Origin of the sequence: uncultured Desulfobulbus sp. (genome assembly GCF_963662935.2) — a bacterium.
Lineage (GTDB): Bacteria > Desulfobacterota > Desulfobulbia > Desulfobulbales > Desulfobulbaceae > Desulfobulbus.
The window spans coordinates 1751786-1777044 of the sequence record NZ_CAXXTL010000002.1; the positions used below are offsets into that span (position 1 = coordinate 1751786).

Consider the following 25259-nt stretch of genomic DNA (forward strand, 5'->3'; position numbering starts at 1 on the left):
GTTTCTCCTACCGCATACACCATTCATAGGCGTTCTGAAACATCCGCAACCAGGGGCTGGCCGGCAGGTTCTTCATCTCCTCGGGTAGCCAGTGGGCCTGCCAGGTGAGAAAGGTCCTTTCCGGGTGCGGCATCATCGCCAGATGACGGCCGTCGGGCGAGCAAAGCCCTGTGAGTCCGCCAGGCGAGCCGTTGGGGTTGAAGGGGTAGGCCTCGGTGGTCTGGCCTTCGTCGTCGACATAGACCACGGCGGCCATCTGCTCCGCCCAGACCCGTTCACGGATGGCCTCGTCGGGGAAGTGGAGGAAGCCTTCGCCGTGATCGACATGGATGCCGAAGACCAGATCCTCCATGCCCTGGAGCATGATCGCCTTGCTCGGCAGGATCTTGACCGTGGACCAGCGGGACTCGAAGCGGCCGCTGAGGTTGTGGATGAAACGCGGTTGCTTTTTCGCCGCAATCCCGTACCAGGGCACCCAGCCGAGCAGGCCAAACAGCTGGCAGCCGTTGCAGATGCCCAGGGTGAAGGTGTCCGGCCGGTTATAAAAATCCTGGAACTGGGACTGGAGCCGCTCGTTGAAGCGGATGGTGGCGGCCCAGCCCTTGGCGCTCTCCGGCACGTCAGCGTAGGAGAAGCCGCCCACCGCCGCCAGCCCGCGGAACCCGGACAGGTCGATCCGGCCGCTGAGCAGGTCGGTCATGGTCACGTCCCAGGGCTCGAAACCGGCGCTGTAAAAGGCGGAACTCATCTCTCGGTCCGAGTTGGAACCCTCGTCACGGAGGATAGCCACTTTGGGTTTAGCGGCTTTTTGCAGAATGGCCGGTGCTGTGGCCTCGGGAGCGAAGCTCAGTTTATATTCCGGCCCTTTGCGGTCGAGGATATTGAACTTCTCCGCATCGGCGCAGTCGGGGTTGACCTGCAGCCGTTCCAGTTGATAGCTGGTCTCCTCCCACCATTGGCGCAACAAGACCATGGCATCGTCTAGGACCAGGTCGCCGTTGTATTGGATGGTGATCGCCTTTTTGACCGTACTGGCGCCCAAAACGGTGCAGGACACATCAGCCTGCGCCAGCCGTTTTTTCACCTTGGCCAGATGATTCCACTGGCACTCGACCACCAAACCCAATTCCTCGGCAAAGAGCGTTTCCAGCACGGTGGCTGATCCGTTCAGAGCCAGATTGAGGCCGCAGTTGCCGCTAAAGGCCATCTCCAGCACTGTGGTAATCAGGCCGCCGTCGCTGCGGTCGTGTCCGGCCAGGATCAGACCACCATCGATCAACTCCTGGACAGCGAGGAAGGTCTGTTTGACCAGGGCCGGGTCTTCCATGTCCGGAACCTCTGAACCGATCTGGCCCAGGGTCTGGGCGAGGGCGCTGCCGCCTAAGCGGTTCTTGCCGGCCGCCAGATCAATGAACAGCAGCACCGATCCCGGCTCCTTGATGTCCGGGGTGACCTTCTTGCGAATGTCCGCCATGGCCGCATAGGCCGAGATCACCAACTGACGCGGCGATTTCACCACCTCATCCTGCACCATGGTGGCCATGGACAGGCTGTCCTTGCCGCCGTCCACCGCCATGCCCACCGCAATCATCGCCGTCGCCATGGCCTCGGCCGCGTCGCGGAGGGCCGCGCCCTCGCCCGCCAGTTTCGGGGCCCACATCCAGTTGGCCGAGCACTTGACCTGCTCAAGGTCGTTGATCTTGGCCCAGACCAGGTTGGTCAGACATTCGCCCACCGCCATCCGTGCCCCGGCTGCCGGGTTCACCAGCATCTTGATCGGCTGCTCGCCAATGGCCGAGGCAATGCCAGTAACGCCGAAATGAGACTGGGCCACCACCGCCACGTCGGCCACAGTCAGCTGCAGGGGACCGCAGCACTGCTGCTGGGCAATCAGGCCGGTAACCGCCCGGTCGACCTTGTTGGTGAGAAAGCGTTTGGAACCGACCGACACCAGCCGCAGCACCCGCTCCAGGGCGTCGCGCACTCCCAGTCCGGCCGGCGGGACAAAGGCGGACAGGGCCGGGACCGTGCGGCTGTCGACAAAGGTTTTCTGCGGAATATTGCCGAGCAGCTCAGGTATCTCGATGTTAACCGGGGTGGAGTTGTCCTGGCTGTCCTGGACAACAAAACGCAGGTCGCCGGTGACCTCGCCCAGGACCTCGCAGGCCACCTTTTCTCGCTCGCAGATGGCCTGGAAGCGTTCGATGTTCTCCGGGCTGATCAGCAACCCGACCCGCTCCTGGTATTCGGCCACGTAGATTTCCAGCACCGACATGGTCGGATCGCCGACCCGGATGTTGCGGATCTCGACCCGCCCGCCTGCATGCTCGACCAGCTCCTTGAGCACGTTGGCCGGGCCGCCGGCACCCTGATCGTGGATGACGTCGATCAGGCTTAAGTCGCCCATCTCGTTGCAGGCCCGGATCACCCGGTTCATCTTTTGCTCCATCTCGGCGTCGCCGCGCTGCACCGCGTTGAAGTCGAGCTTGGCTTCGTTTTCGCCCTGCATCATCGACGAGGCCGCGCCGCCGCCAAAGCCGACCCGGTAGGCCGGGCCGCCGACCTGGACAATGATCATGCCCTTGAGCGCGTCTTTCTTGTCGGTGTGGCGGTTGTCGATCTGGCCGATGCCGCCGGTGAACATGATCGGTTTGAGAAAGCCCCAGCGTTCGCCGTTTTCCAGGCGCAGGTCAAAGGAGCGGGTGAAGCCCTGGATCAGCGGTTCGCCGAATTTGTTGCCGTAGTCCGAGGCGCCGTTGCTGGCCTCGATCTCGATTTCTAGCGCCGGCGCTAGGTTGTCCGGGCAGGCGTAGCTGTTCTCCCATTCCAGCGGATAATCCGGGATATGGAGGTTGGCTACGCAATAGCCAGCGGTGCCGGCCATGACAAAGCCGCCCCGGCCGGTGCCCTGGACGTCGCGGATGCGGCCGCCGGTGCCGGTTTCAGCGCCGGGGAAGGGGGCCACGCCGGTGGGGAAGTTGTGGGTCTCGGCGGTGAGCAGTGGGTGGTAGCAGACTGTGGTTTCGCGCAGGGCCGAGGGCGCGCCGGGCTGCTCGGGCAGCAGCGTGGTGAGGGTATGGCCCTCGATGACGCTGGAGTTGTCCTTGAAGGCGACCTTGCTGCCTTTGGGATGAGCCGCCAGCGTGTCGGTGACCACCTGAAACAGGGTTTTGCCGCATTCCTGGCCGTCGATCACCTGCTTGCCCCGGAAAAAGCCGTGGCGCGAATGCTCGGAGTTGGCGTTGTTGAGATCCATGATCTCGACAATGGTGGGGTTGCGGCGACAGCGCTCAACAAAATAGCGGTGATACAGCTCCCGGTCCCACTGGTCCATGGAGATACCGGGGATGTCGAGCAACCCGTCTGGACCCTTGCCGATCAGATCGACCTCGTAGACCGGCTCGGGGACAATACCGGTTTCAAAGGTGGTCAGCGGCGCAGCATAGACGCATTCGGTCATCCGGTCGTGATTGTTGGCGACAAAGGCGTCAACGGCTTGGTCCTGGGGAACCAGGTAGCGGCGGGAGCGCTCCACCCGGTTGATAACGTCCAGACCTACGGCTCGACAGATGGACACCAGGTTGGAGGACCAGGCGGTGGCGAAATTGAGCCGGGGGCCGACTTCGACCACTCGTTCGCCGATAAGCGTCGGCTCAAAGGTGACTGTGTCGATGAGAAAACCATCGGCCAGGATCAGACGCAAGCGCTCCATTTCATGCGGTTCCAGCGGCTGGCTGGATTCGATGTTGAAGCAGTAAGCAAAGTCGGCCCTGAGATGACGGTGGAGTTGGGTGACAAGAGAAGCCATGGTTTATTCCTTTTTTTCGAGAGAGCAAAGCCGTTTCCAAACGGCGCGGAGTCGGATAATGGGGCGATTTAATGGTGTAACCCGGATGCAATGTAACGAAATCCGGAGCCTGCCGTTATCAGGCCTTGTTTTTCCCCGGATGACGCTGGGCTGCATCCGGGCTGCCACTGACTGCTGAACCTAGCATTAAAGAGGATTTTTTTCCGCCCCAAAGTGAGGCTTTCCCTTCTCTTTTTAGTCGTCCTGAATCGTCGGCCAAGAGAAGCAGCCACTGAAAAACGCAGCGTGGTTGGAGGTGAACAGGGGCGGATCGCGCTGAATAATGGTGCCAATGGTGGGGTGACGTTTGAATTCCCGGTCAAGAAAGGTCCGGATTGCTTTGCGGTCCCACCCGCGCGGATGGACAAAATCGCGGTAGAGCGACAGGTCGCCCTCGGAGAATTCACCACCCGGCAATTGCCCGGCATCGGCACTGGCAAGCGGCATGTTGAAGATGGCCAGATTGAGAAAGGTGATGGCCTGGTGATGGCGGAGGGTGAAATCGAGAGTCTGCCTGGCTTCATCCAGCGATTCCGTGGGGGTGCCGAACAGCAGGTAGACATAGGTGGCGATGCCGGCCTGTTGCAGGGCGGTCAGCACCCGCTCGATCAAGTCCAGGCGGACACCCTTGCACATGGCGTCGAGCACGGCTTGGCTGCCCGATTCCAGGCCGAGCTTGAGCAGCACACAGCCGGATAGCCGCAACCGGAGGCAGAAGTCCGCGTCGGCCAGTTGTTCGTGGAAGCGGACAAAGCCGTACCAGGGGGCGCCGGGCGGCTGGTCGCAGAAGGCCTGCATCAGCGCCGGGCTGACGGCGTTGTCGAGCAGGTGGATCAAGACTGGGCGGACCCGGGCGGTCAATCCCTGCAGATGGGCCACGACCGTGGCCGGAGCAACCGGGTGGTAGCGGCTCTGTTCCGCCGTCTCCGGGCAAAAATTGCACCGGTTCCAGTAACAGCCGCGCGAGGCCGAATAGGGCAGGATCAGACCGGGCGCGAGGTAGTCGGCCATCGGCAGATCCGAATAGTCCGGCGGCAGGTCTTCACGGGGCCTGTCAACGCCAATGAGCGCGAGCAGCGGGCCTTCTCCAGGTCCGGCAATACAGTGATCGACCAATCCGGCGAAGGGATTGTTCCATTGCGGACTGCTCATCCACGAGGTGATCAGGCCGCCGCCCAGGATAAGCTGCAGGTGCGGGAAATGGTGTTTGAGGAAGCCGAGGAGCGCAAAGGCGCACAGCGCCTGGCTGAGGAAGGAAAGCGAGACGCCGACAAAACGAGGGTTCTTCGCTTCCAGCAGTCCGGGCAGCCGTTCGCGGAAATAGGGGAAAAAGAGATTGTTGCGATGGTCTGCCGCCGCGCGGAGCAGGTCGCGGCTGTCCAGCGGGTTGGCGTTGTCCTCTTGGTAGTTGACGAGGCTGACCGTAAGCTCGGGCCGGGGGCGGACGGCCAGTTCCACCACCCGATTGAGGTCGCGCACCGCCCGCTGATACCGGTCGGTATTGCGAAAGAGTTCCGGCGAACGGAGGGCGGCGAGGTTTTGGTCACGATGGCGCCAGGCGCGAACAGACCAGGTATCCTTCGGATCGCGAGCTTGGCCGAGGAGGAAAAGTAGACCCTCTAGGCTCGCGTCCAAGAGGGTGCACGCGGCCCCATGGTGACGCAGGCAGCCCGCCAGTTGGGCTATGCCGGCCGGCGGTTCGCCAGGTTTGGCCACGGGCGGGGCAATCAGCAGCACGGGAATAAATCGGATTTATAGTAATTCAAATTCATTGAGGATACACCGCAAGGCCCCCGGTAAGATCAACTGTATTCAGGAAAGGACAGGAACGGCCCTTTTGCTGTCATCTCGACAAGGGAGAGGTCTCACTTCCCGATCGCCTGAGGAGATTTCTGCTTGCAGTCGACCCCTCGCAAGCCCTAAGGGCGTTCCCAGAAACGAGTCGTGACGGCGCTCTTATCCATCACACCGATTCCCTGGTCTTATGGAACACGACCTCGGGAAAAAGATCCTGGGTGTGGGCCAGCCGCCAGCTGCCCTCGGCCAGGTAGGAGAGATGCCCTTCGGCGTCCAGGGCCAGGTTGAACTGGGCTTTCTTCTCAAATTCGCGCATCTGCTGCTTGTTGTCGCAGGTCACCCAGCGGGCCAGGGTGTAGCTCAGCGGCTCGTAAGTGGCGTCAACCCCGTACTCGTCTTTGAGCCGGGTCATGGTCACTTCGAACTGGAGCACGCCGACCGCGCCGAGAATGTAGTCGTTGCCGACCACCGGCCGGAACACCTGGACCGCGCCTTCCTCCGCCATCTGCAGCAGCCCCTTTTGCAGCTGCTTCATCTTGAGCGGATTGCGCAGCACCACCCGGCGGAAATGCTCGGGCGCGAAGTTGGGAATCCCGGTGAACTTGAGCTCTTCCTTGTCGCTGAAAGTATCGCCGATCTTGATGGTGCCGTGGTTGTGGATGCCGATGATGTCGCCGGGATAGGCTTCGTCGACGTGCGAACGCTCCTGAGCCATGAACACCGTCGCATTGCTCAGGTTGACCTCTTTCCCGAGTCGGTGGTGCATGACCTTCATGCCCCGGGTGAACTTGCCGGAACAGATGCGGAAAAAGGCGATCCGGTCGCGGTGCGCCGGGTCCATATTCGCCTGAATCTTGAAAGTGAAGCCGCTGAAGGCCTCTTCTGCCGGATCGACCATCCGGGTAAGGGTGGCACGCGGGCCGGGAGGGGGCGAGAGTTCGACAAAGGCGTCGAGCATCTCGCGCACCCCGAAGTTGTTGATGGCACTGCCGAAAAAAACCGGGGTCTGGCCGGCCTTGAGATACTGCTCGTGGTCAAAGGGGTTGGCTGCGCCGTGCAAGAGATCGATATCCTCACGCAGTTTTTCGGCGGCAAATTTGCCAAGCAGGCTGTCCAACTGGGGATCATTGAGGTCGTTGACCACGATGCAATCCTCGGGCCGGGTGTCCTGGCTGGGGGTGAACAGGGTGATCTGCTTGCGGTGCAGGTCGTAGACGCCCTTGAAGCCCTTGCCCATACCGATGGGCCAGCTGAGCGGCACGCATTCGATCTGCAGTTTTTCCTCGATGTCGGCCAGGATGTCCAGCGGCTCCATGCCCTCGCGGTCCAACTTGTTGATGAAGGTGATGATCGGGGTGTTGCGCATCCGACAGACCTCCATCAACTTGGTGGTCTGGGTCTCGACGCCCTTGGCGCTGTCGATCACCATCAGGGCGGAGTCCACGGCGGTCAGCACCCGGTAGGTATCTTCGGAGAAGTCCTGATGGCCGGGGGTGTCCAACAGGTTGATTTCGTAGTCGCGGTAATTGAATTTCATCACCGAGGTAGTTACCGAGATGCCGCGCTCTTTTTCAATCGCCATCCAGTCGCTGGTGGCGTGGACCGCCGTTTTGCGCGATTTGACCGCCCCCGCCATCTGGATGGCGCCGCCGAACAGCAGCAGCTTTTCGGTGAGGGTTGTCTTACCGGCATCGGGATGGCTGATGATGCCGAAGGTGCGGCGCTTCTGTATTTCTTTGAGGTGTTGACTGCTCACGTTCGAATCGTTCCTGTCTCTTGTCCATCTGGGCACCCTGAGGCATCAGGGTATGCAAAAAAAAATGGGCCGGAAACCGACCCATGGGTAAGGAAAGCAAACGATATATAACCCAGTTAGCGCAATTTGTCCATTCTTCATTCTTTCTTGTTGTTCGCAGGATGGCAACGACGACACAACCGTGTCTCGTCATTTCGACCGAAGGGAGAAATCTCCAGTGGCAAGGGGTGAGATTTCTTCCTCCGCTCGAAATGGGGTCTGGGCCAGGGAGTTGGATGGAGCCCTAGTGGATTTCGGGTAGTCCTGCACCATGCGCGCATTCCCCGGATTGCACTGTGTTCCATCCAGGCTAGTCGCTGGCAACGATGACCCTCAAGCTTCGTCTTTGGATATCGCTGCAAGAATTTTTAGTTTGAGCTCTTCCGAATCCATTTCTCCGTTTATTACTGCTATTATGACCTCGCCAAGCAGCTCTTTGTCGATGTTACCGGCGGCAACATGATAGCTGATGTTTTCCATTTCACGGAGAAACTGGCTTGAGCAATAGAGATAGCCATTCAATAAAAGCATCTGCGCACACAAAGTGATCGCGATTCTTTTGTTGCCGTCCTGAAAACAGTGGAATTTGCAGGCGCAGAAGAAGAGGTGGGTCAGCTTCCCCTCGAACGTCGGGTAGTAGTCATCATTCTGGATATGCTCCAGAACGCTTTCAAGCTTACCCAACTCCAGATGCCCCATGGCACCACCGCCGCTGACTTCAACCGTTTTGCGGTGGACCTCAATAGCCTGTCCAATCGTGAGGTAGATGATGGCCATGCTACTCCCGCTCCTTGAGGCGTTTCATGACATCCTTGGCATCTTCCAGGCGCTCGGCCAACTCCTTGCTCTTTTCTCCCAAAAAACGCTCGAACTCTTCAGCCCGCAGCGGGGTGATATATGCCTGCAACTGGTGATGGAGCGCATCCCTGAAAGCCAGATCGCGGCTTGCCATCTTGTGGCGGGCTTTTTCAATCAAGGGCTTCCAGTGTGGCTGCTGTTCGAAATCCCGGAATAAGGCATCAACCTCCGAAGAGCTCAGTTTTCTTCCTGCCCGGTTGCATTCGTTTTGTAAAATCGCCCCAAAGCCGCACTCGAAAGAAGCCACCAAATCAAGAACTTCTGCATACAACGTATCTCGCACGTTGTCGGTTTCGTGCAATCGTAAAATCTTGTGGTATTCCTTGGCCTTCTCCCGAAAAATGCTGACATACATCTTGTCCGTGTACAGAGGATATTTGAAGTTGCCCATATCCACACAGTCTCTGAGGGCATCGGTGAACTGCTTGCGATAATTGTCTCCCTCAAACCAGGAGTGTAGGAAATCCTCGTCGCGCTGGTTGATGTATTTTGTGCCGCCGCCGGTGCGCTGGTTAATGGTGTCGATGACAATATCCAAGATTGCCTGACGCAGCAGACGTGCCCGTTCACTTTCAACCATCAGCATGGCCAAATTCAGGAAGGCCCGGAAGTCAAATATCCCTAATTGCGATGTTTTTTGGATGCTCGCGAAGTATATTTCGTGAACATCTCGATTCTCGAGAGCAGACTTCAATGATTTTAGTCTGTTACCCTTGATAACCTCGTAACCGTTACTGCGAAGTTCATCGCTGTAATTCTCGATATAGTTATCAATGGTTCGTGGCGTTACTTCAAAAAAATCGGCCAGTTGATCTTTCAATACCACCGTCTTTCCCTCGAACGGAATGCCGGTGATATTCGTCGCCTTCTCGATCTCTCGAAGGGCATATGTATTGTTGAGGATGTTTTGCCGGTCCAAGGCTGAATTGGTCAGGTCTTTGCTCATGAATACGCCTCGATATAAGCGAGAGCTGCCGGTTCGTCCTGTTCAATGGCGATTTCCACGGCGCGTTTGGCAACGTCCAGCAGGCGTTCACTCTCGGCTTTGAGGGTGAAACTCTGTTGGACCAGAGCGGCAATTTCTGTTTGGATTGCCTCGTCCACCAGCGGCACATAGAAACAATCGATATCTTTCGGGTAGAGTTCGATTTGACCGGAGGATCCTTTGAAATATTTGTCCACCTGGTATTTCCCGGCAATCGAGTTCAGATACACCGAGAGAAAGATAGGATTCAGCTTGTCGGTGCGTAATATGGTGACGTGATTGTCGGGAATGGCGTTGTGCTCGTGCAGGTAAGGCGCTGACCGGCCGATGGTGCCGACGCCGGTGCCGTTAATCAGGACATCGTTCTTTTGGATAAACAGGGACTTTTCGCTATCCGGCAAATTGGCGACACGGTTGTCGGATAAAACAACTTCGCCTTCCCGCACATGCTTCGAGTTGATGACCGGCAGCCCTTCATCGGCGTAATCGGGCTGCGTTCCGCGCTGGTTGAGCATCAATAGGCTGCCCAGGGAAACCAGCTCGTGGGTTTCAGCTATCTTGGCCTCAAGCTCGTCAAACTTCGGTTGGTAATACTCCGCATCCATACGCTCGGTGGCGGCGAATGATTCTTTGAATGACTTGATATTGACTGATTCGTTGCTGGGAGAGAAATTCGCCAAGTCGAGTGTGTCAAGGAGCAGGGTTTCGGCTTGGGAGTAGAGTTTCTTTGCTTTTTCAAGCAACTCAAAAGCATTGAAAGTATGCTTATCAACCTGCCCCATTAAAAAGCGTCCAAATTTTGGAATTCGCATTTCTCTAAACTTGGCAGGGCTGAAGTTTACTTGGTTACTTGCCATAGAAAACTTTTCGATTTCCAGGCGTCCAAATTTTGAATTCAAATAAGCAACCAGAGTGGCGGATGTGATTAGTTCTTGTTTTGGTATTATTTTGAAGAGATAGGATGCATAGGCATAATCATAATCTTTCGGTACTATTGCTGATTTGCCCACTAATCTAGGGTTTCCATTTGTTCGGCAGATAAGAACATCATCTTTCTTTAATCTGAGCGACTGATAAGATTCTTCATCAAGCAGATGGCAGAATTTACTTGGGGCCGTGATGAAATGACTGCAAAATTCATTGAGTCTTAAAACAGGATAACCCCTGCCTTCCTCATTCAATTCACCAGATGTTCCGTATTGCGAGAAGGCGATAATTTCAGCGCCTAAATAAGCATTTGCTGAGTTAAAGCTTTTTGCTGTATAGAATTCAGCTTCAAGTCTAAACAATTCCGTTTTCTTGGCACTCGAAAACATGACTTTTGAAATTTTTAGCCCTTCCAACAACGCCCGATACCGGGCCTCATTGAAAGGGCTTAGAGAAAAAAACTTAAGTTCTCCTTTTTTGCGAACTCGATGAACGCCTCGGCGATGCCGTCCTGGGTCAGGCCGTCATGGTTGAACAAGTCGTGCTTGACGATCAGGTGTTCGTGGGCATCCAGTACAAATTCATTGAGGTCTTTGGGCGTCACTTCGTAGCGGTCGATTGCTTCGGCGGTGCTGAGTTCACCAACAGCAGGTGCCACATCAGTCACTGCCGGCACATCTTTCCGTTTCAGATAGATCTTGTCGCCGCTGTTGTCCTTGCTCGGCTCCTGCATGGTAGCGAAAAAGATCGGGTAATCGTCCTTTCTGGGGCAGAGCTGGTCGTCCCACTTCTGCAAGAACAAGACGCTGGTCTTGGTGCCGGTGTGCGGTTTGAACACGTTGCCATGCAGACCCACCACCGCCAGAATGCGGCACTGATCAGCCAGATATTCGCGGATATTTTTATCACTGGAATTGTTGAAGCGCCCTTGCGGCAGAACAATCGCCATGCGCCCGCCCGGCTTGATGAAGCTCAGGTTGCGTTCGATAAATAGGATGTCACGGCCGACATTGTTCTGATCTTTGACCTTTACCTTGCGGAAAGTGCCGTCGGCCATTTTGTAAATGGTTTCATGGCTGACCCGCAGAAACTCCGGGAAGGTCGGGGTCCGCTGGGTCACATCTTCAATGCTGGGGTCGTTTTCATTAATTTTGCTGATCTTGTCCAGGCTGACGGTCCGGGCCAGTTCATATTTGGCGAGGATGCGGGTTTCCTTGATGTCGCCTGCAAAGGGAGGGTTGGCCATGAGGATGTCAAACGAGAAATCGCGGTTTTGCTCCTTGCTCGCACGCAGTTTGCGCAGCTTCTTCCACCCTGCGCCGTAAATATCCGTCCAGTCCTCATCTTTGGTCTTTTCATTCCAGCGTTCGTAATCCAGGGTGTTGAGGTGCAGCACGTTGGTCTGGCCGTCCCCGGCGATCAGGTTCAGGGTGCGGCCGACGCGCACCGCCTTTTCGTCAAAGTCGATGGCAAACACTTTGTCCTGCACGTAGGTTTCGCAACGGGCGGGCTTCTTCTCGGTGGTGAAGAGGTGGCTTTTGCTCAACCCCTCGTCTTTCATGATCTGTTCCCAAACATGGAAAATGGTATGCACCGGAAAACCGCAACTGCCGGCGGCGGTGTCGATCATGGTTTCATGCTCTTGCGGGTTGAGCATCTTGACGCACATATCGATCACATAGCGCGGGGTGAAATACTGCCCTTTCTCGCCCTTGCTGCTTTTGTTGATCAAGTACTCGAACGCCTCGTCCACCACGTCCAGGTTGGAGTTGAACAGCTTCACCCCTTCCAGCGAGGAGACGCAGACGGCCAAGTGGCTGGGGGTGAGGTCAATCCTGGCGCCGTCGGGAAAGACCCCTTCCCACTTGCCGCGCGCCTTGTCGAACAGTTGCTGGATTTTGGCTTTGAGCTCGGTTTCGGTGTCGCCATAGTTTTTGAACACGAGGTGCCGCTTCTTGTCGCGGCCGCTCTCCATCTCGTCGTACAGCTTGGTAAAGACCAGTTTGAACAGCTCCTCGAACACGTCCACCCCGGCGTTGGCCAGAACCTCGTCCTCCATCTCCAGAATCAGGTCTTTCAGTGATTTCTTCTGATTGACCAGCTTGTCCATCTTCACCAGGTCGTCAATGGTCCAGCGGGCGGTCAGGATATCGGAGAGTTTTTCTCGGGCTGAAGGGATGGCCGGGATGTCTTCAAAGTAGTTCGGATCTTTGCGGTGATAGAACGAAATACTGTCGCCGTTGCTCCAGACGCCCATCGGTGCGCCGCTGAAATTGCAATAACTCTTGAGCTGTTCCTTGCCGTCTTTGAGTTTGGGCTTTTTTAACTCCACCAGGATGTAAGGAGTTGTTGTTTTGTCCTTATCAAACACACAGATATCCACCCGCTTTTTTTCGCGGCCACGGGTGACATCGTATTCAAGCGAAAGGCGACTGACCGGATAGCCCAGATCGTCCTTGAGCACCATGATATACAACTGGCGAACCGCTTCCTCGGGAGTGAGTTTGATCGGTTTGCCCCGCACCAGGCAAGAAACGTAGGGAGCGGATTTCTTCTCCGTCTCCTTGATCGTGATGCTCGACTCTAATGCCTGAATTTGTGTTTTTTTGAACTGCGTCAGCTTGTAGGCGCTGTCTTTGAGTAATTCGGCCAGTGAGATGGTCATGAAAATTCCCTATGCATGTAAAGCTGATTTGGTCTGCGAGATTAATGTTGCTGTTTTAGTGCATTGCTTCGATGAGTTCCACTGACGTTTTCACCGAAGAGTTCCTTTCTGGGGTTCCGACGGGCTTGATTAGCACTCCAGTTTTCTCGCCTCCAGCCATGCGGCAAATTCCGCAGGACGCAGACGATAGCGAGCAATGATTCCCGGATGCAACCGTTTGATTTCATCCTGAACCATTTCGACAAAGGCGGAGCGATTCTGCTCGCCGATGTGTTTTTTTGCAAACTGTTCAATGGTCTGAAGAATCTTCGGCCGTTTGTTGCGGACGATATCGGCCACCAGTTCATGCAATTGTAGGCGATAGCGCAGCCGAAGCGGGTCGGGTTCTGCCGGGCTCTTGCGGACCAGGATATATTCTCTGGCGGAGCGTTCATAAGCCCAGACAAACAGGTCGCGGAGCAGTTCGAACCGGTTCATCTCGTACACGCCCAGCATGGCGTCGATGTAGGCCCGGACGGGAACATCGATAAAGGTCAACGGGGCGAGGTTGTGCCCGATCAGCGGGATGTTGGCCCCGAGCCGGGAAACCCGCTTGTTGACGTCCTCGAACGGTTGCAGGTAGGGAATATGCACCAGGATAAAAAATGCCTGTTCAAAGGGATCTTCGATTGCAGAAGCTTTTCCGAGTATGTCGTGAAAACACTCTTCGACGAGCTGTGGCACCGCAAGTGGCACAAAAACAGAACCGCCGATCTGGACAGGCCGGGAACGCAGGCGCCCGCTGGCGTCCGGGTCGGGCATCAGGTTTTCTGACAACAAACCGTGCAGGCTGAGGAAGGTGTGCGGATCAAAGCCGACGGATTCCGCTTCATCCAGCAACAGCTCGATGGCAGTCTTGTGATTGAGGATCATCTGGGCTTCCTGAGCATCCTTCCCCTCCGCATATTGGCCGAACTCGATCAGGTTTTGCGTGTCGATGCGGGAGTAGGTGTTCCCTTCCAGGCGGCTGGAAGCCCAGGAAAGGTCGATCAGCAGCCTGCCCAGAATGGCCCGGCCATAGGTCCCGGCAGGTCTTTCGAACCCGCCGGTTTCACCGATGCGATGCAGGTGTTTGCGAGTTACCTCACTGAGATACCATGTTGTATTGGGGATATAGGCATCAAGAAATGCTCGCTCATAACCGACAGGGGTTCGTCCTCCCCGGGGACGGCGAACGTGGGAGAATATCTCGCGGCCTTCTTCGGAGAGCGGAATGTAGGTTTCGTAGACTTCCTCCGCGCCTAGGGCTTTCGCTTCGGGCGCTGCCGCATGGATATCAAGTGGCGCGAGCAGCCGGTACATCGTCGCTTTGCCTTTGCCGACAGCAGCAATAAGCCGCTTTGCTGCCAGCTCGGCCAACCAGCGCTGTATTGTACGCAGGTGCGGAGGGTTCTTCAGGCCATTACGAATGCTCTCACTGTTAAGCCCCTCTGGGTGTCGGGCCAGGAGAGCAAGGATCTCTTCTTGTTGGGGCGACAGCAATGTAACAGTCATGTCCAGGTCTCACTGTTGATAGTAACGAAGAATCGCGACACAGACAATGTCGCAAATCGTCGCTAACCGCAAGTCATTTTGTCGTGAACCGTCACGAACCCTGTGGAGAGAGCTGTCGCGATGTATCGAATGATGAGCTGATAGCTACGGCAGGTTGACTGTAGTTCGAAGTGGAAGGGGAAAAACAGGGATGGAAAAAAGGAGGGGAAAACAAAAACGGGTTAGACAGAATTTGTCTAACCCGTTGCTATGTGGCTCCCCGGGAGGGACTCGAACCCCCGACAAGGCGGTTAACAGCCGCCTGCTCTACCAACTGAGCTACCGAGGAATGGTGCTCATAAAAAAATGGTGGTGACTTCAAGAAGAATTCACGTCCATTTAGAGATTGGCTAATTAGCATAGAGTCTCCGGGCCGTCAAGAAAAAGTTGTGCCTTGGCTGCTGCAGTTGACTGAGCTGTCGGCATTGTTTCAGCCGGTTGCCGCAGACTCTTCCCTGATCGGCAGCAGGATATCGACGATCAGGCCGTCCCGGTCCGGAGCATTGGCAAACAGGAGGGTGCCGCCGTGCTGAAGCACTGCCTGGCCAGCGATTGCCAGGCCCAGGCCGGTGCCGCCGCTGTTGCGCTCTCTGGCCTCAGCCACCCGGTAAAACGGTTCGGTGAGGTGGGGTAATTTATCTTCAGGTACCCCCGGCCCATGATCCCGGATCCGGATCACCGCCAACCGTTCTCCCCCCTCGTTTTTGCGCGAAGAAAGGCTGATCTCCACCCGGCTCTCGGGGCGGGTGTAATAGGCACCGTTGCGGACGATATTCTCAATCGCCTGCCGGAGCAGTTCCCGTGAGCCTGCCACCACCATCGCTTCGAGTTCCAGGATGGTCACGCCCTTGCCCCTGTGCTGGTTCTCAAAATTGACATCCTCGGCAATCTCCAGCAGCAGATCGGCCAGGTGCACCGGTGACGAATCCGCATCGATGGCAAGAGCTTCACTTCGGGTCAGGGCCAGCAACTGGCCGATGAGGACGTTCAACCGTTCGGATTCGCGGGCGATCCTCGCGAGGTTGCCGTCCTCTTCGGGGAAACGCTTTTTGGCCAGTTCCAGGGCCAGGTTCAATCGGGTTAAGGGGGAGCGCAGTTCGTGGGAGATGTCGAGCAGGAGCCGTTTCTGGCCGTTGACCAGGCCCTCCATCCGTTCGGCCATGTGGTCGAAATCACGGGCCAGATCGCCGATTTCATTGCCCGGTTTCCCCAGACTTGTTCCCGCTCGGGCTGAGAGGTCGCCGGCGGCAATTTGCCGGCTGATCCTGCGCAACCGGGCCAGGGGCGCGCTAAACGATCTGGCCAGGAGATAACAGATCACCCCGGCGACCGGAAGGAAAACCAGCAAGCGCAATTCCTGCACGCGTCCAAAAGGGGTGAAAAAACCCTCCTGATTCGGTGGCGGCGGAAAGCCTTGTCCTGGTCCCTCGCGCGGCGGCGGTTTTTCCATCCCAGGAGGTGGTCCCAGCCGGTGCAGGCCAATGACGGTGTAGGGCTGTCCTTCCGGGGTAGTGAGGCGTTGAATCACCAGCAGTTCCCGGCCGTCGTCCTGGATTATAGGCGGGCTGCCTTCTGCCGCACTGGCAGCCAAGTGAACGATGGCCGGATCCAACGCCGGTTCCTCGGGGACAATCGTGTTGCCAATGCTGAGATACAACCGGGTTCGCACCGAGGATTGAATCTCCTTCACATACGCGGCAAAGGCCGGTTCGCCGCAATACTGGTGGATCACATAGGCAGACTGCCCCATCAACACCACCGAGCGGGCGATGCTGCTCTGCAGTTGCTGCATAAAATCGCGGCGGAAGGAATCGACCGAGCGCCGTGAAAAAGAGAGCATGATCAGGCTGCTGATCAATCCGGCGAGAAGGATGATCAGGGAAAAGGTGAGGAGGAGGCGAAAAAAAATGCTGCGCATAAGGGGCTGTGGGCAGGTTCAGGTGCAGATGTACATGTAACCGACGCTGCGGACGGTTTTGATCCGCTCAATCCCGTTGACGTTGTGGCCGAGTTTTTTGCGCAGACTGCTGATATGGACATCGATGCTGCGATCAAACATCTCCAGTTTGCGACCGAGCACCTCCTGCGCCAGGTCATCCCGTTTCACCACCGCGCCGATCTGCTTGATCAGGGCATGGAGCAGGGTAAATTCCATGGCGGTCAACGGGATTTCCGCATTGTTCCGGAAGACCGTCCGCGTGCCCAGGTCGAGGAGAATGTCGTCGGCTGTCAGCTTGCCCGGAGCGGTCCGCCAGGTCGCGAATCCGCTCTCGCCCCGGCGCTGGATAGCCCGGATCCGGGCAACCAGTTCGCGCGGGTTAAAGGGCTTGGGCAGATAATCGTCGGCTCCCATTTCCAGACCGACAATCCGGTCGACCTCATCACCTCGGGCGGTCAGCATCAGGACCGGCACCGCCGAAGATTGGCGGATCTGCCGCAACAGGTCAATCCCGTTGTAACCGGGGAGCATGACGTCGAGGATCAGAAAGGCATAATTACCAGAGAGAGCTGCGGTCAGTCCCTCTTGCGCCGTATGGCAGGCCGAAACGGTAAAGTCTTCTTGTTCAAGGTATTCGGTCAGCAGGTCGCACAGTTCGGTGTCATCGTCAATAATCAGGATTTGCATCGTTGGGGCGCTGCTCGCGTTGTGGTTTGAAAGAGTCTTTGCCAGTCCACCATAAAGCCTCCTGTTAGTTTCCGGTAAGGCAATTTACAAAAATTAACATAATTTATCAGAGAATTAACAGTCAAAACCCGTTGATATACCGATACTCTTATCAGGGGCAGGATCTGTCGAGCAGGCACTCTGCCCAATCACCCGCGACCGCTTCTTTGATCAAGACGAAACAAGAGGTGACACCGAGGCGCGAAGGGTTCTCTCACGTTTGCATTCTTACCCCATTTGAGCAGGAGGCCATCAGGGGAAAGGGCGCAGGCCACCATTTTGAGGAGGTGTATCGTGACGATCAGCAGTATCAGTTCCAGCAGTTCGTACATCAACCAGCTGGCCAACATGCGGACCCGTGCGTCGTCCGGTGAAACGCAGCAGGCAACTGGAAAAAAACCCGATTTCTCCAAGATGTTCAGCACGATGGACGCAGATAGCAGCGGCAGCCTTGATTCGACGGAGGTGCAGAGCTTGGCCGAAAAAATCAGCGAGGCCACGGGAGTCTCTGTTGATCTTTCCGAATTTCTCGCTACCTATGATTCTGACGGCGATGGGACGTTGAGTGAGGAAGAGACTCTTGCCTCTCTGGAAGCCAATCGTCCGCAAGGCCCGCCGCCGGGCGGCATGATGGGCGGAGGACCGGATGAGTCGGACATGGTCAGCGCCGCCGATGAAAATGGCGATGGGGTGATCAGCGAGGAGGAGGCAGAGGGGCTGGTGAGCATCATCAACAATGCCACCGGTTCTTCGCTGACTGCCGCGGACTTCATCAGCGAGAATGATGAAAATAGCGATGGCAGCTTCAGTACCGATGAGGCTGTGGCCGCCATGGAAGCGAACCGTCCGCAAGGGCCACCGCCCCCTCCTGGCGGGACGGGAGGAATGCGGGGGTCTGACGAATCCAACATGGTCAGTGCCGCCGATGAAAATGGCGATGGGGTGATCAGCGCGGAGGAAGCGGCAGGTCTGGTGCAAATCATCAACAACGCCACCGGTTCTTCGCTGGATGCCGAAGATTTCATCAGCACCTATGACGAAGACGGCGATGGTTCGTTCAGCACGGACGAGGCGGTTGCCGCCATGGAAGCCAATCGTCCGCAAGGACCAACATCCAATTCGGAAAATCTGGCCTCCGCATCGGGAGGAATCGACTCGGTCTTAGCCAAAGCTATTGATAATTATCTAAAAATGGCGACGCTGGGCATGGATGGGCAGGCGAGTGGTGACCTCTTCTCAATGCTGGACAGCAACTCTAGTTCCTTAAGTAATATCGCCTGAGCTTCTTGCTTGCAAAATGAACGTCCGCATGCTGTGTCATCGACCAACGGGAGAAATCTCGTTTCTCAAAGAGACGAGATTTCTCGCTACCGCTCGAAATGACAAGAAAAAAAGTTTCGCTCTGTTTCAGGCAATCGGGTTGAAACAAACAATCTTTTCATTTTGCGAAAGGCTCGCCTTAATAAAAAATTTTGGCGAAGCGTGGTGAGCCACTTCCTGGTCGTCGCTGGGAGTGGCTCAATCTTTCCCCTTGAAGAACTGCAGTGCCACCCATTCTTCCTGATAGAGTCGGTCCAGCGGTTGCAAACCCAGGCCGAGATACACCCCGACGATATTTTCTTCCTGCTCGCCGCTGAGAATTCCGGCCAGGACTAGATGGCCTCCGGGGGAAGTCAGCCTGGCCAAGGTTCCGGCCATCTCCACCAGGACATCGTGGACAATGTTGGCGGAAACCAATTGAAAAGCCCCCTGGATTCGTTCAACGGGCGTGGCGCTGGTCTCGATTTTCCCTGCTAAACCATTCTTTTCTATATTCTCCTGCGCCACCCTCACCGCATCCGGATCGTTGTCAATGGCAATGACCCGTTTGGCCCCGAAGAGGGCGGCGGCCATGGCAAGAATGCCGGTACCGGTGCCCACGTCGAGCGCCAGCTCGGCTGTCGTTCCCTGCATGCTTTTTTTAATCAGGGCCAAAGCCATCCGGGTTGAAGCATGCTGACCGGTGCCGAAGGCCATGCCCGGATCCATTTCGATCACATGCTGGCCGGGTTCGGGCTGGTAGGCCTCCCAGGAAGGTTTGATCACCAGGCCGGGGACAATCTCAAAGGGCTTGAAATACTGCTGCCAACTGGTGGCCCAATCCTGGTCGGCCAGCAAGGTGACCACCGGTTTTTCCGGGACGCATCCATACAGGGCGAACAGTTCGGTCATTTGTTGGTTGACCCGCGCCAGGATAACCTCGGCGCTTTCCCCCGGACGATGGGAATCGCCGGTTGCCGTCCCCAGTTGAAAAAAGCCGCTGATCAAGGAGCCGGATTCGTTCTCCGGGCTTTGTTCCACTCCGGAGCCGCTGAGCACGCCCATGAGGTCGGCGGCCGACTCCAGCAGGGGCAGGGGGCAGAGCAGGGTAATCTTCAGCCATTGCCGGTCGGTGGGGGCGGGGTCATGGACAGTCGTCATCGTTCTTCCGGAAAAAAAACTTGAAAAGGAAAGGTCCGGTCGAGGTCGTCACCTTCATTTGACCGGGATAAAGTACACCAACATACCCCGATTTCGGGGACGGAGCCAGCCTTTCCTCGGAAGGGGTTCCGGTCGGAACCCTGTCCGGCGCGCTCAGGTCCCCCAGGTTTGTCAAATTGAGGATTGACAAAAAGAGCATTCCACGATTACTTAACCCGTTACCGTTCTTTACACCTTTGTCTATTATTGAGCTGCGGCGGAAAGGGAGGAGGATGCCGAAACAGCTCCGGCCGGTTTGCCTGGCATCGTTGTCCCACTTCCGTTGGTCCGTCTCTTTCCTTTCGGGAATGTCCATGATCGATACTTCGGGACACCATATCGTCTACGGTGAATTGCAGGATTATCTCACCGGCGAAGTCCTGCCTGACACGGATGACGAGCGCATTCGGCAGCAACTGGCCCGGCTATTGGTGGAGCAGCTCGGTTACGGCAAAGACGAGCTGGAACCCCGGTTAACCATCAACTCCTGCTTTAATAACAACCGGGTGCAGACGCTGATCGAACTCACCGCCCGAGTCAATGGCCGGCGGTTATTCATCCTCCGCTACGGCCCGGGATCGCTGGTGACCAGGGAAAAGGCAGCAATTGCGGCCGCACGAATCCTGGAGCCCGAGTATCGTATCCCTTTGGCTGTTGTCACCAATGGCCGGGATGCGGAATTGCTGGAAACGGCGCGGGGCAAGGTCCTGGCCACCGGTATGGCCTGCATTCCCGACCGGCTGCAGGCGGAAACCCTGGTGCAGGAATATGTTTTTGAGCCGTTTGCCGATCCGGGAAAACGGGATCAAGCCCTGCGTATTCTCAATGTCTTTGACCAGGAGGTCTGCTGTTTTGGCAGCACCTGCCTCAAAGACGCCAACGAACAACAAACCTGATCGCTGTTGCCGTTTACGGAACACTCAGACGACTTTCGATAACCCCTACCCGACACGACGACCATGGAAAATACCCGCAACTGGAGTAAAACAAGCTGGCACAACTTCAACGCCCTGCAGCAACCCAAATGGCCGGACAAGGGACGCTACGATGAAATCATTGCGACCTTGTCCCTGCTGCCGCCGCTGGTGTTTGCCGGAGAGATCCGGGACCTGAAGGCCATGCTGGCCAAAGCGGTCAAAGGCGAGGCCTTTCTCCTCCAGGGCGGCGATTGCTCCGAGGAATTTTCCCGCTGCACAGCGCCCAACATTCGTGAAACCCTCAAGGTTTTGCTGCAAATGGCGGTTGTCCTCACCTATGCCGGTAACAAACCGGTGGTCAAGGTCGGCCGGATTGCCGGTCAGTATGCCAAACCGCGCTCCAGCGACATGGAAACGATTGATGGCCTGAAAATCCCCAGTTACCGCGGTGACATGGCCAATTCCGCCGACCCGATCCTGGAGGCCCGTATCCCCGATCCGGAACGTATGCTCAAGGGGTATCATCTGTCGGCGGCGACCATGAATTTGCTGCGTGCCTTCACTCGGGGCGGCTTCGGCTCTCTGCACCGTGTCCAGGCCTGGAACCAGGAATTCGTCAAGCAGTCGCCCATGGGCCGCTCCTATGAGCGCATGGCCAAACAGATCAGCAGCGCCCTCAAATTCATGGAGACCATCGGCATCTCAACCGATATTCCCCAGTTGAAAGAAGCGCAGTTCTTCACCTCCCACGAGGCGTTGTTCCTGGGTTACGAAGAGGCGCTAACCCGGGAGGATTCCATCGCCGGCGGCTGGTACGACTGTTCCGCCCACATGCTGTGGATTGGTGATCGAACCCGTCAGATTGATGGCGCCCACATCGAATTTCTCCGGGGCGTGCGTAATCCCCTCGGAATGAAGGTGGGACCCAACTACCAGATTGATGATATTCTCCGGATTATCGAGCGGTTGAATCCGGAGAACGAGCCCGGCCGCATGACCCTGATCACCCGGTTCGGCTTCAAGGCGATTGATAAACATCTGCCGCCGCTGCTGCGGGCGATCAAGAAATCCGGTTACCATGTGCTTTGGACCTGCGATCCGATGCACGCCAACACCTTCAAGTCCGAATCGGGGCACAAAACCCGTGATTTTGAGAACATTCTCTCGGAGTTGCGGTGCTTTTTCGAGTTGAACTGGGTGGAGGGAACGGTCCCCGGCGGGGTCCATTTCGAATTGACCGGTGATGACGTCACCGAGTGCATTGGTGGTGCTCGCCAGCTCTCAGATGCCCAGTTGGGTCTGCGCTATCTGACCACCTGTGACCCACGGCTCAACGCCGAGCAGTCGCTGGAAATGGCCTTTCAGATTGCGGAGATGATCCGGAGCTGAGGTAGCGGAAAAAATGAAGGGGTGGCGTGGTCTGAAACTCAGGCCGCGCCGGGGATGGCGGCAAAGAGGGTGACGATCTCTTCCTGGGTGGCACAGTCGAGCAGCCGTTGGCGGTTATGGCCCTCTTTCAAAATCTTGCTGACCCTGGCCAGGGTTTGCAGATATTCTCCCGCCTTGCCGGCTGGAGAGAGCAGGAGGACAAAGAGGTGGGCCGGTCGTTTGTCGATAGCGTCGAAGTTGATGCCCGCCCGGCTGCGGGCCAAACAGAGCAGAATCTCGTCGAGGCCTTCGATCTTGCCATGGGGAATAGCCACCCCGTTGCCGACTCCGGTCGAGCCCACGGCCTCACGTTCCAGCAGCACATTGTAGAGCGTCTCTTCGGTGAAACGGCCGCACAGGGTTGCGGCCAGAGCCGCCAATTCGCGCAGGGCCCCTTCCTTGGTGGCGGCCTTCATTTCCAAAATAATCGCGTCTTTTTTTAACTGAGGCATGGGCCGCCGGTGCCTAATGGGTTTGCCGCCGGTGTTTGACCGGGAGTATTTTGAGTTGTTCCCGGTATTTTGCGACGGTTCTCCGGGCAACGGTGATATTCTCTTTGGCCAGCAATTCGGAGATTTTGTTGTCGCTCAGCGGCTTCATCGAGTTTTCGTTGTGCACCAGCTGCCGGATTCGGGTCTTGATCGCCTCTGCCGCCACCGTGTCGCCTTCCGAGTTGGTCACCGCTGTGCTGAAAAAATATTTCAGTTCGTAGATCCCCTGGGGGCAGTGCACATATTTGTTGGAGGTCACCCGGCTGACGGTCGACTCGTGCATGCCGATATCCTCAGCTACATCCCGCAGGATCAGAGGCCTCATCGCCCCCGATCCGGATTCGAAAAAAGCCCGTTGAAACTTGAGCAGGCTCTCCATCACCCGAAATATGGTGCGCTGCCGCTGTTCGATTGACTTGATGAACCACTCGGCGTTTCTCTTGTTCTCACGCAGGTAGCCGCGCGACTCCGGGTTCAGGGCGTTTTTCTGTTTCAACAGTTGTTGATACTCGCTGGAAAGCTGCAACTGCGGCAGGCCTTCGTTGTTGAGCTGAATAACGAATTCCCCGTCGATTTTGTAGACATAGACATCCGGGACCACATAGTTGGTCTGTTCGTTGCTGAATTCGTTGCCGGGATACGGGATAAGATCCTGGATGATGGCCACCGCTTCGTTTATTTTTTTAAGCGGCGCGCCGGTTTCCCGTGCTATTTGCGCATAATTTCGTGATTCAAGCAGCTGCATATGCTGCTCGACGATCTGGTAGGGGAGAGCGTCGTAATAGTCCAGGCGGTCCAGTTGCAGCAGGAGCGATTCGCGGATGTCACGGGCTGCAACACCTGGAGGATCAAGGGTCTGCACCAGACGGAGTACACCTTCGGCTTCTTCCTCGGTGCAGTGGCCGTAGGCGCAAATATCCTCAATGGTGGCCTCGAGAAACCCGTGTCCGTCCAGGTTACAGACAATAAACCGGGTCAGCTCGATGTCTTGTTCGCTCAGTTCGAGATGGGCCAATTGCCATTGGAGATAGGAGGCCAGACCTGGTGTGGCGGAGATGAAGTCAAACTGAGACGGGGCGTCGGCTGGGGGTGTTTCGTGGGAAAAGGAGAGGTCGGAGTCGAAGTTGTTCGAGTAATCCTCCCAATTGACTTCGGCCACAGTGGCTGGATCGTCACCCTTGACGCGGTCGGTAATCGGTGCCTCGGCCTGGTAGGTGTTTTCTTCTGCGCTGAGGGCATCGGGATTGGTGGGCGGTTCGAGCAGGCTTGGAGCCTCCTCCAGCATGGGATTCTGCTCTATTTCTGCCTGCAGGGCCTCGGTAAGCTCAAGTCGGCCGAGTTGCAGCAGTTTGATGGCCTGGCGCAATTGCGGCGTCATCACCAATTTCTGTGCAAGCTTGAGGCTTTGTCTAAGTTCCAGGGCCATGGTGTGTCGATTTCCGTGCGGGTTGTGTTTGGTTTGCGGTTGCCGAATGTTGTTTACATGTGAAAGTTATCGCCGAGATACATTTTCCGGGCCACCGCGCTTTGAATGATGTCGTTGGCCCCACCGCTGGTCAAGACCTGACCGTTGTTCATAATATAGGCGAAATCGCAGACCTGCAAGGTTTCCCGGACATTGTGGTCGGAGATCAGGATCCCCAGGCCCTTGTGTTTCAGGTCGCGGATAATTGTCTGCAGATCGGCCACCGAAAGAGGATCAACCCCGGCAAAGGGCTCGTCCAGCAGGATGAATCGCGGCTTGGTGGCCAGGGCCCGCATGATTTCGACCCGCCGCCGCTCGCCGCCGGAAAGGGCATGCCCCTTGTTGCCGGCCAGGTGCTCTAGTTTGAGTTCCGCCATCAATTCCCCGATCCGGTCGTTGATCTCGTTGCGCGGGAGGCCCAGGGGCTCGAGGACGATGCGGATATTCTCCTCCACAGTCAGCTTCTTGAAAACCGAAGGCTCCTGCGCCAGATAGGTGATGCCGCGGGAGGCGCGCTTGTGGATGGGCAGGGCGGTGATGTCTTCCCCGCCCAGGAGAATAGCACCGCTGGTCGGGCGAATGAAGCCGACGATTGAATAAAAGGTGGTGGTCTTGCCGGCGCCGTTGGGGCCAAGCAGCCCGACCACGGAGGAACTGTTCACATGCAGGCTGACCTGATCGACCACCCGCCGGTCGCGATACTCCTTCACCAGGCCCCGGGTTTCGAGAACAGCGGCTCCGTTCATGGTTTTTTCTTGGAATCCGGGTGGATAACCGCCTTGACCCTACTGTTGGTGCTGGCATCCGGTTCAACCACGGAGCGTTTCTCATCGAGGTAATAGATGATGGTTTTGCCGGCAACCATGTTCTGTCCTTGCCATCCCTTGGCGTTGCCGCTGAGCACGACCTTGCGTTCCTTGGCAAAGTAATCCATCCGGTCACCGGTGCCCAGCCAGTCGCCCTGAGTGATCTTGACGTTATTTTTGCAGATCAGTTTTTCCACCTGACTGGTGGGTTGACTCTCCTTGCCGTTCTCTTTTGCCCCCTTTTTCTCGGTATAGAAAACGGTCATTTCTTCGGAGAGGATGGTGAGGTTTCCCTGGCGGGCGTCTACCTTGCCGAGAAAGAGGACTGAGTTCTCGTTTTCCTGCGAAACCATTCGGTTGGCTTCAATGCTGATCGGCTGAGAGGCTTCTTCCGCAGCAAGACAAGGCGATGTACCGGCCAGCAGGGCCAACACGGTCAGTCGCAGGATAATTTGGACAGTGACAAGGAGGCGCCCCATAGGTATATCCTCAGAAATTCATGAAAAAATGCGATAACATTGTTTTGGGATTGTTTTTTGCAA

The 25259-nt window shown here is 56.7% G+C and carries 18 protein-coding genes and 1 tRNA gene; 3 read left to right on the top strand and 16 right to left on the bottom strand.

The window, feature by feature from the left end; translation table 11 throughout:
- Nucleotides 1-7 precede the first annotated feature (7 nt).
- The 11 genes from purL to ACHZCX_RS12080 form a co-directional block, all read right to left on the bottom strand.
- Nucleotides 8-3808: a phosphoribosylformylglycinamidine synthase gene (gene purL / locus ACHZCX_RS12030; protein WP_319587470.1), complete on the bottom strand. Its 3801-nt coding sequence runs from the start codon at nt 3806-3808 to the stop codon at nt 8-10.
- 234 nt (nt 3809-4042) lie between these two features.
- Nucleotides 4043-5584, bottom strand: a complete 1542-nt coding sequence (locus ACHZCX_RS12035; RefSeq protein WP_319587471.1) for a radical SAM protein — start codon at nt 5582-5584, stop codon at nt 4043-4045.
- A 226-nt stretch (nt 5585-5810) separates the two neighbouring features.
- Nucleotides 5811-7400, bottom strand: coding sequence for a peptide chain release factor 3 (locus ACHZCX_RS12040; RefSeq protein WP_319587472.1), 1590 nt, complete (start codon nt 7398-7400; stop codon nt 5811-5813).
- Between the two features lie 372 nt (nt 7401-7772).
- Nucleotides 7773-8216 (bottom strand): Fic family protein, encoded by a 444-nt coding sequence (locus ACHZCX_RS12045; RefSeq protein ID WP_319587473.1) that lies wholly within the window; start codon nt 8214-8216, stop codon nt 7773-7775.
- Between the two features lies 1 nt (nt 8217).
- Nucleotides 8218-9243, bottom strand: a complete 1026-nt coding sequence (locus tag ACHZCX_RS12050) for a DNA-binding protein (protein ID WP_319587474.1) — start codon at nt 9241-9243, stop codon at nt 8218-8220.
- The gene (locus ACHZCX_RS12055) at nt 9240-10628 is read right to left on the bottom strand and encodes a hypothetical protein (RefSeq protein WP_319587475.1); all 1389 of its coding nucleotides are present in this window, start codon (nt 10626-10628) and stop codon (nt 9240-9242) included. Before ACHZCX_RS12055 ends, ACHZCX_RS12050 begins: the two co-directional genes overlap by 4 nt.
- A gap of 29 nt (nt 10629-10657) precedes the next feature.
- Nucleotides 10658-12874 (bottom strand): N-6 DNA methylase, encoded by a 2217-nt coding sequence (locus ACHZCX_RS12060; protein ID WP_319587476.1) that lies wholly within the window; start codon nt 12872-12874, stop codon nt 10658-10660.
- Between the two features lie 129 nt (nt 12875-13003).
- Nucleotides 13004-14407, bottom strand: a complete 1404-nt coding sequence (locus ACHZCX_RS12065) for a Fic family protein (protein ID WP_319587477.1) — start codon at nt 14405-14407, stop codon at nt 13004-13006.
- A gap of 252 nt (nt 14408-14659) precedes the next feature.
- Nucleotides 14660-14735: transfer RNA gene (locus ACHZCX_RS12070), tRNA-Asn, on the bottom strand.
- A 141-nt stretch (nt 14736-14876) separates the two neighbouring features.
- Nucleotides 14877-16364: an ATP-binding protein gene (locus ACHZCX_RS12075; protein WP_319587478.1), complete on the bottom strand. Its 1488-nt coding sequence runs from the start codon at nt 16362-16364 to the stop codon at nt 14877-14879.
- 18 nt (nt 16365-16382) lie between these two features.
- Complete coding sequence (locus ACHZCX_RS12080; protein ID WP_319587479.1) at nt 16383-17072, bottom strand: response regulator transcription factor; 690 nt, start codon at nt 17070-17072, stop codon at nt 16383-16385.
- A gap of 333 nt (nt 17073-17405) precedes the next feature.
- Here ACHZCX_RS12080 and xopAW point away from each other — a divergent pair, with 333 nt between their 5' ends.
- Nucleotides 17406-18392, top strand: coding sequence for a XopAW family type III secretion system calcium-binding effector (xopAW, locus tag ACHZCX_RS12085; protein WP_319587480.1), 987 nt, complete (start codon nt 17406-17408; stop codon nt 18390-18392).
- Between the two features lie 237 nt (nt 18393-18629).
- Here xopAW and ACHZCX_RS12090 read toward each other — a convergent pair whose 3' ends face one another.
- The gene (locus tag ACHZCX_RS12090) at nt 18630-19571 is read right to left on the bottom strand and encodes a 50S ribosomal protein L11 methyltransferase (RefSeq protein WP_319587481.1); all 942 of its coding nucleotides are present in this window, start codon (nt 19569-19571) and stop codon (nt 18630-18632) included.
- Nucleotides 19572-19843: 272 nt separating this feature from the next.
- Between ACHZCX_RS12090 and ACHZCX_RS12095 the strand changes: the two genes are divergently transcribed.
- On the top strand, nt 19844-20506 hold the full coding sequence (locus ACHZCX_RS12095) for a type I restriction enzyme HsdR N-terminal domain-containing protein (RefSeq protein ID WP_319587482.1): 663 nt from the start codon (nt 19844-19846) through the stop codon (nt 20504-20506).
- Nucleotides 20507-20569: 63 nt separating this feature from the next.
- Nucleotides 20570-21916: a class II 3-deoxy-7-phosphoheptulonate synthase gene (locus ACHZCX_RS12100; RefSeq protein ID WP_319587483.1), complete on the top strand. Its 1347-nt coding sequence runs from the start codon at nt 20570-20572 to the stop codon at nt 21914-21916.
- A gap of 38 nt (nt 21917-21954) precedes the next feature.
- Here the strand turns inward: ACHZCX_RS12100 and ACHZCX_RS12105 are convergent, their stop codons facing one another.
- From ACHZCX_RS12105 to lptA, 4 genes are read right to left on the bottom strand one after another with little or no spacing between them, the layout of a single operon-like run.
- Entirely contained in the window at nt 21955-22407 is a 453-nt protein-coding gene (locus ACHZCX_RS12105) for a PTS sugar transporter subunit IIA (RefSeq protein ID WP_319587484.1), read from the bottom strand.
- A 13-nt stretch (nt 22408-22420) separates the two neighbouring features.
- Nucleotides 22421-23872 (bottom strand): RNA polymerase factor sigma-54, encoded by a 1452-nt coding sequence (gene rpoN / locus ACHZCX_RS12110; protein ID WP_319587485.1) that lies wholly within the window; start codon nt 23870-23872, stop codon nt 22421-22423.
- A gap of 53 nt (nt 23873-23925) precedes the next feature.
- A complete protein-coding gene (lptB, locus tag ACHZCX_RS12115; RefSeq protein WP_319587486.1) occupies nt 23926-24657 on the bottom strand; it encodes an LPS export ABC transporter ATP-binding protein in 732 nt (243 codons plus the stop codon).
- Nucleotides 24654-25196 carry a lipopolysaccharide transport periplasmic protein LptA gene (gene lptA / locus ACHZCX_RS12120; protein ID WP_319587487.1) on the bottom strand — a complete coding sequence of 181 codons (543 nt, stop codon included), beginning with the start codon at nt 25194-25196 and terminating at the stop codon, nt 24654-24656. Before lptA ends, lptB begins: the two co-directional genes overlap by 4 nt.
- Between the last annotated feature and the right edge of the window lie 63 nt (nt 25197-25259).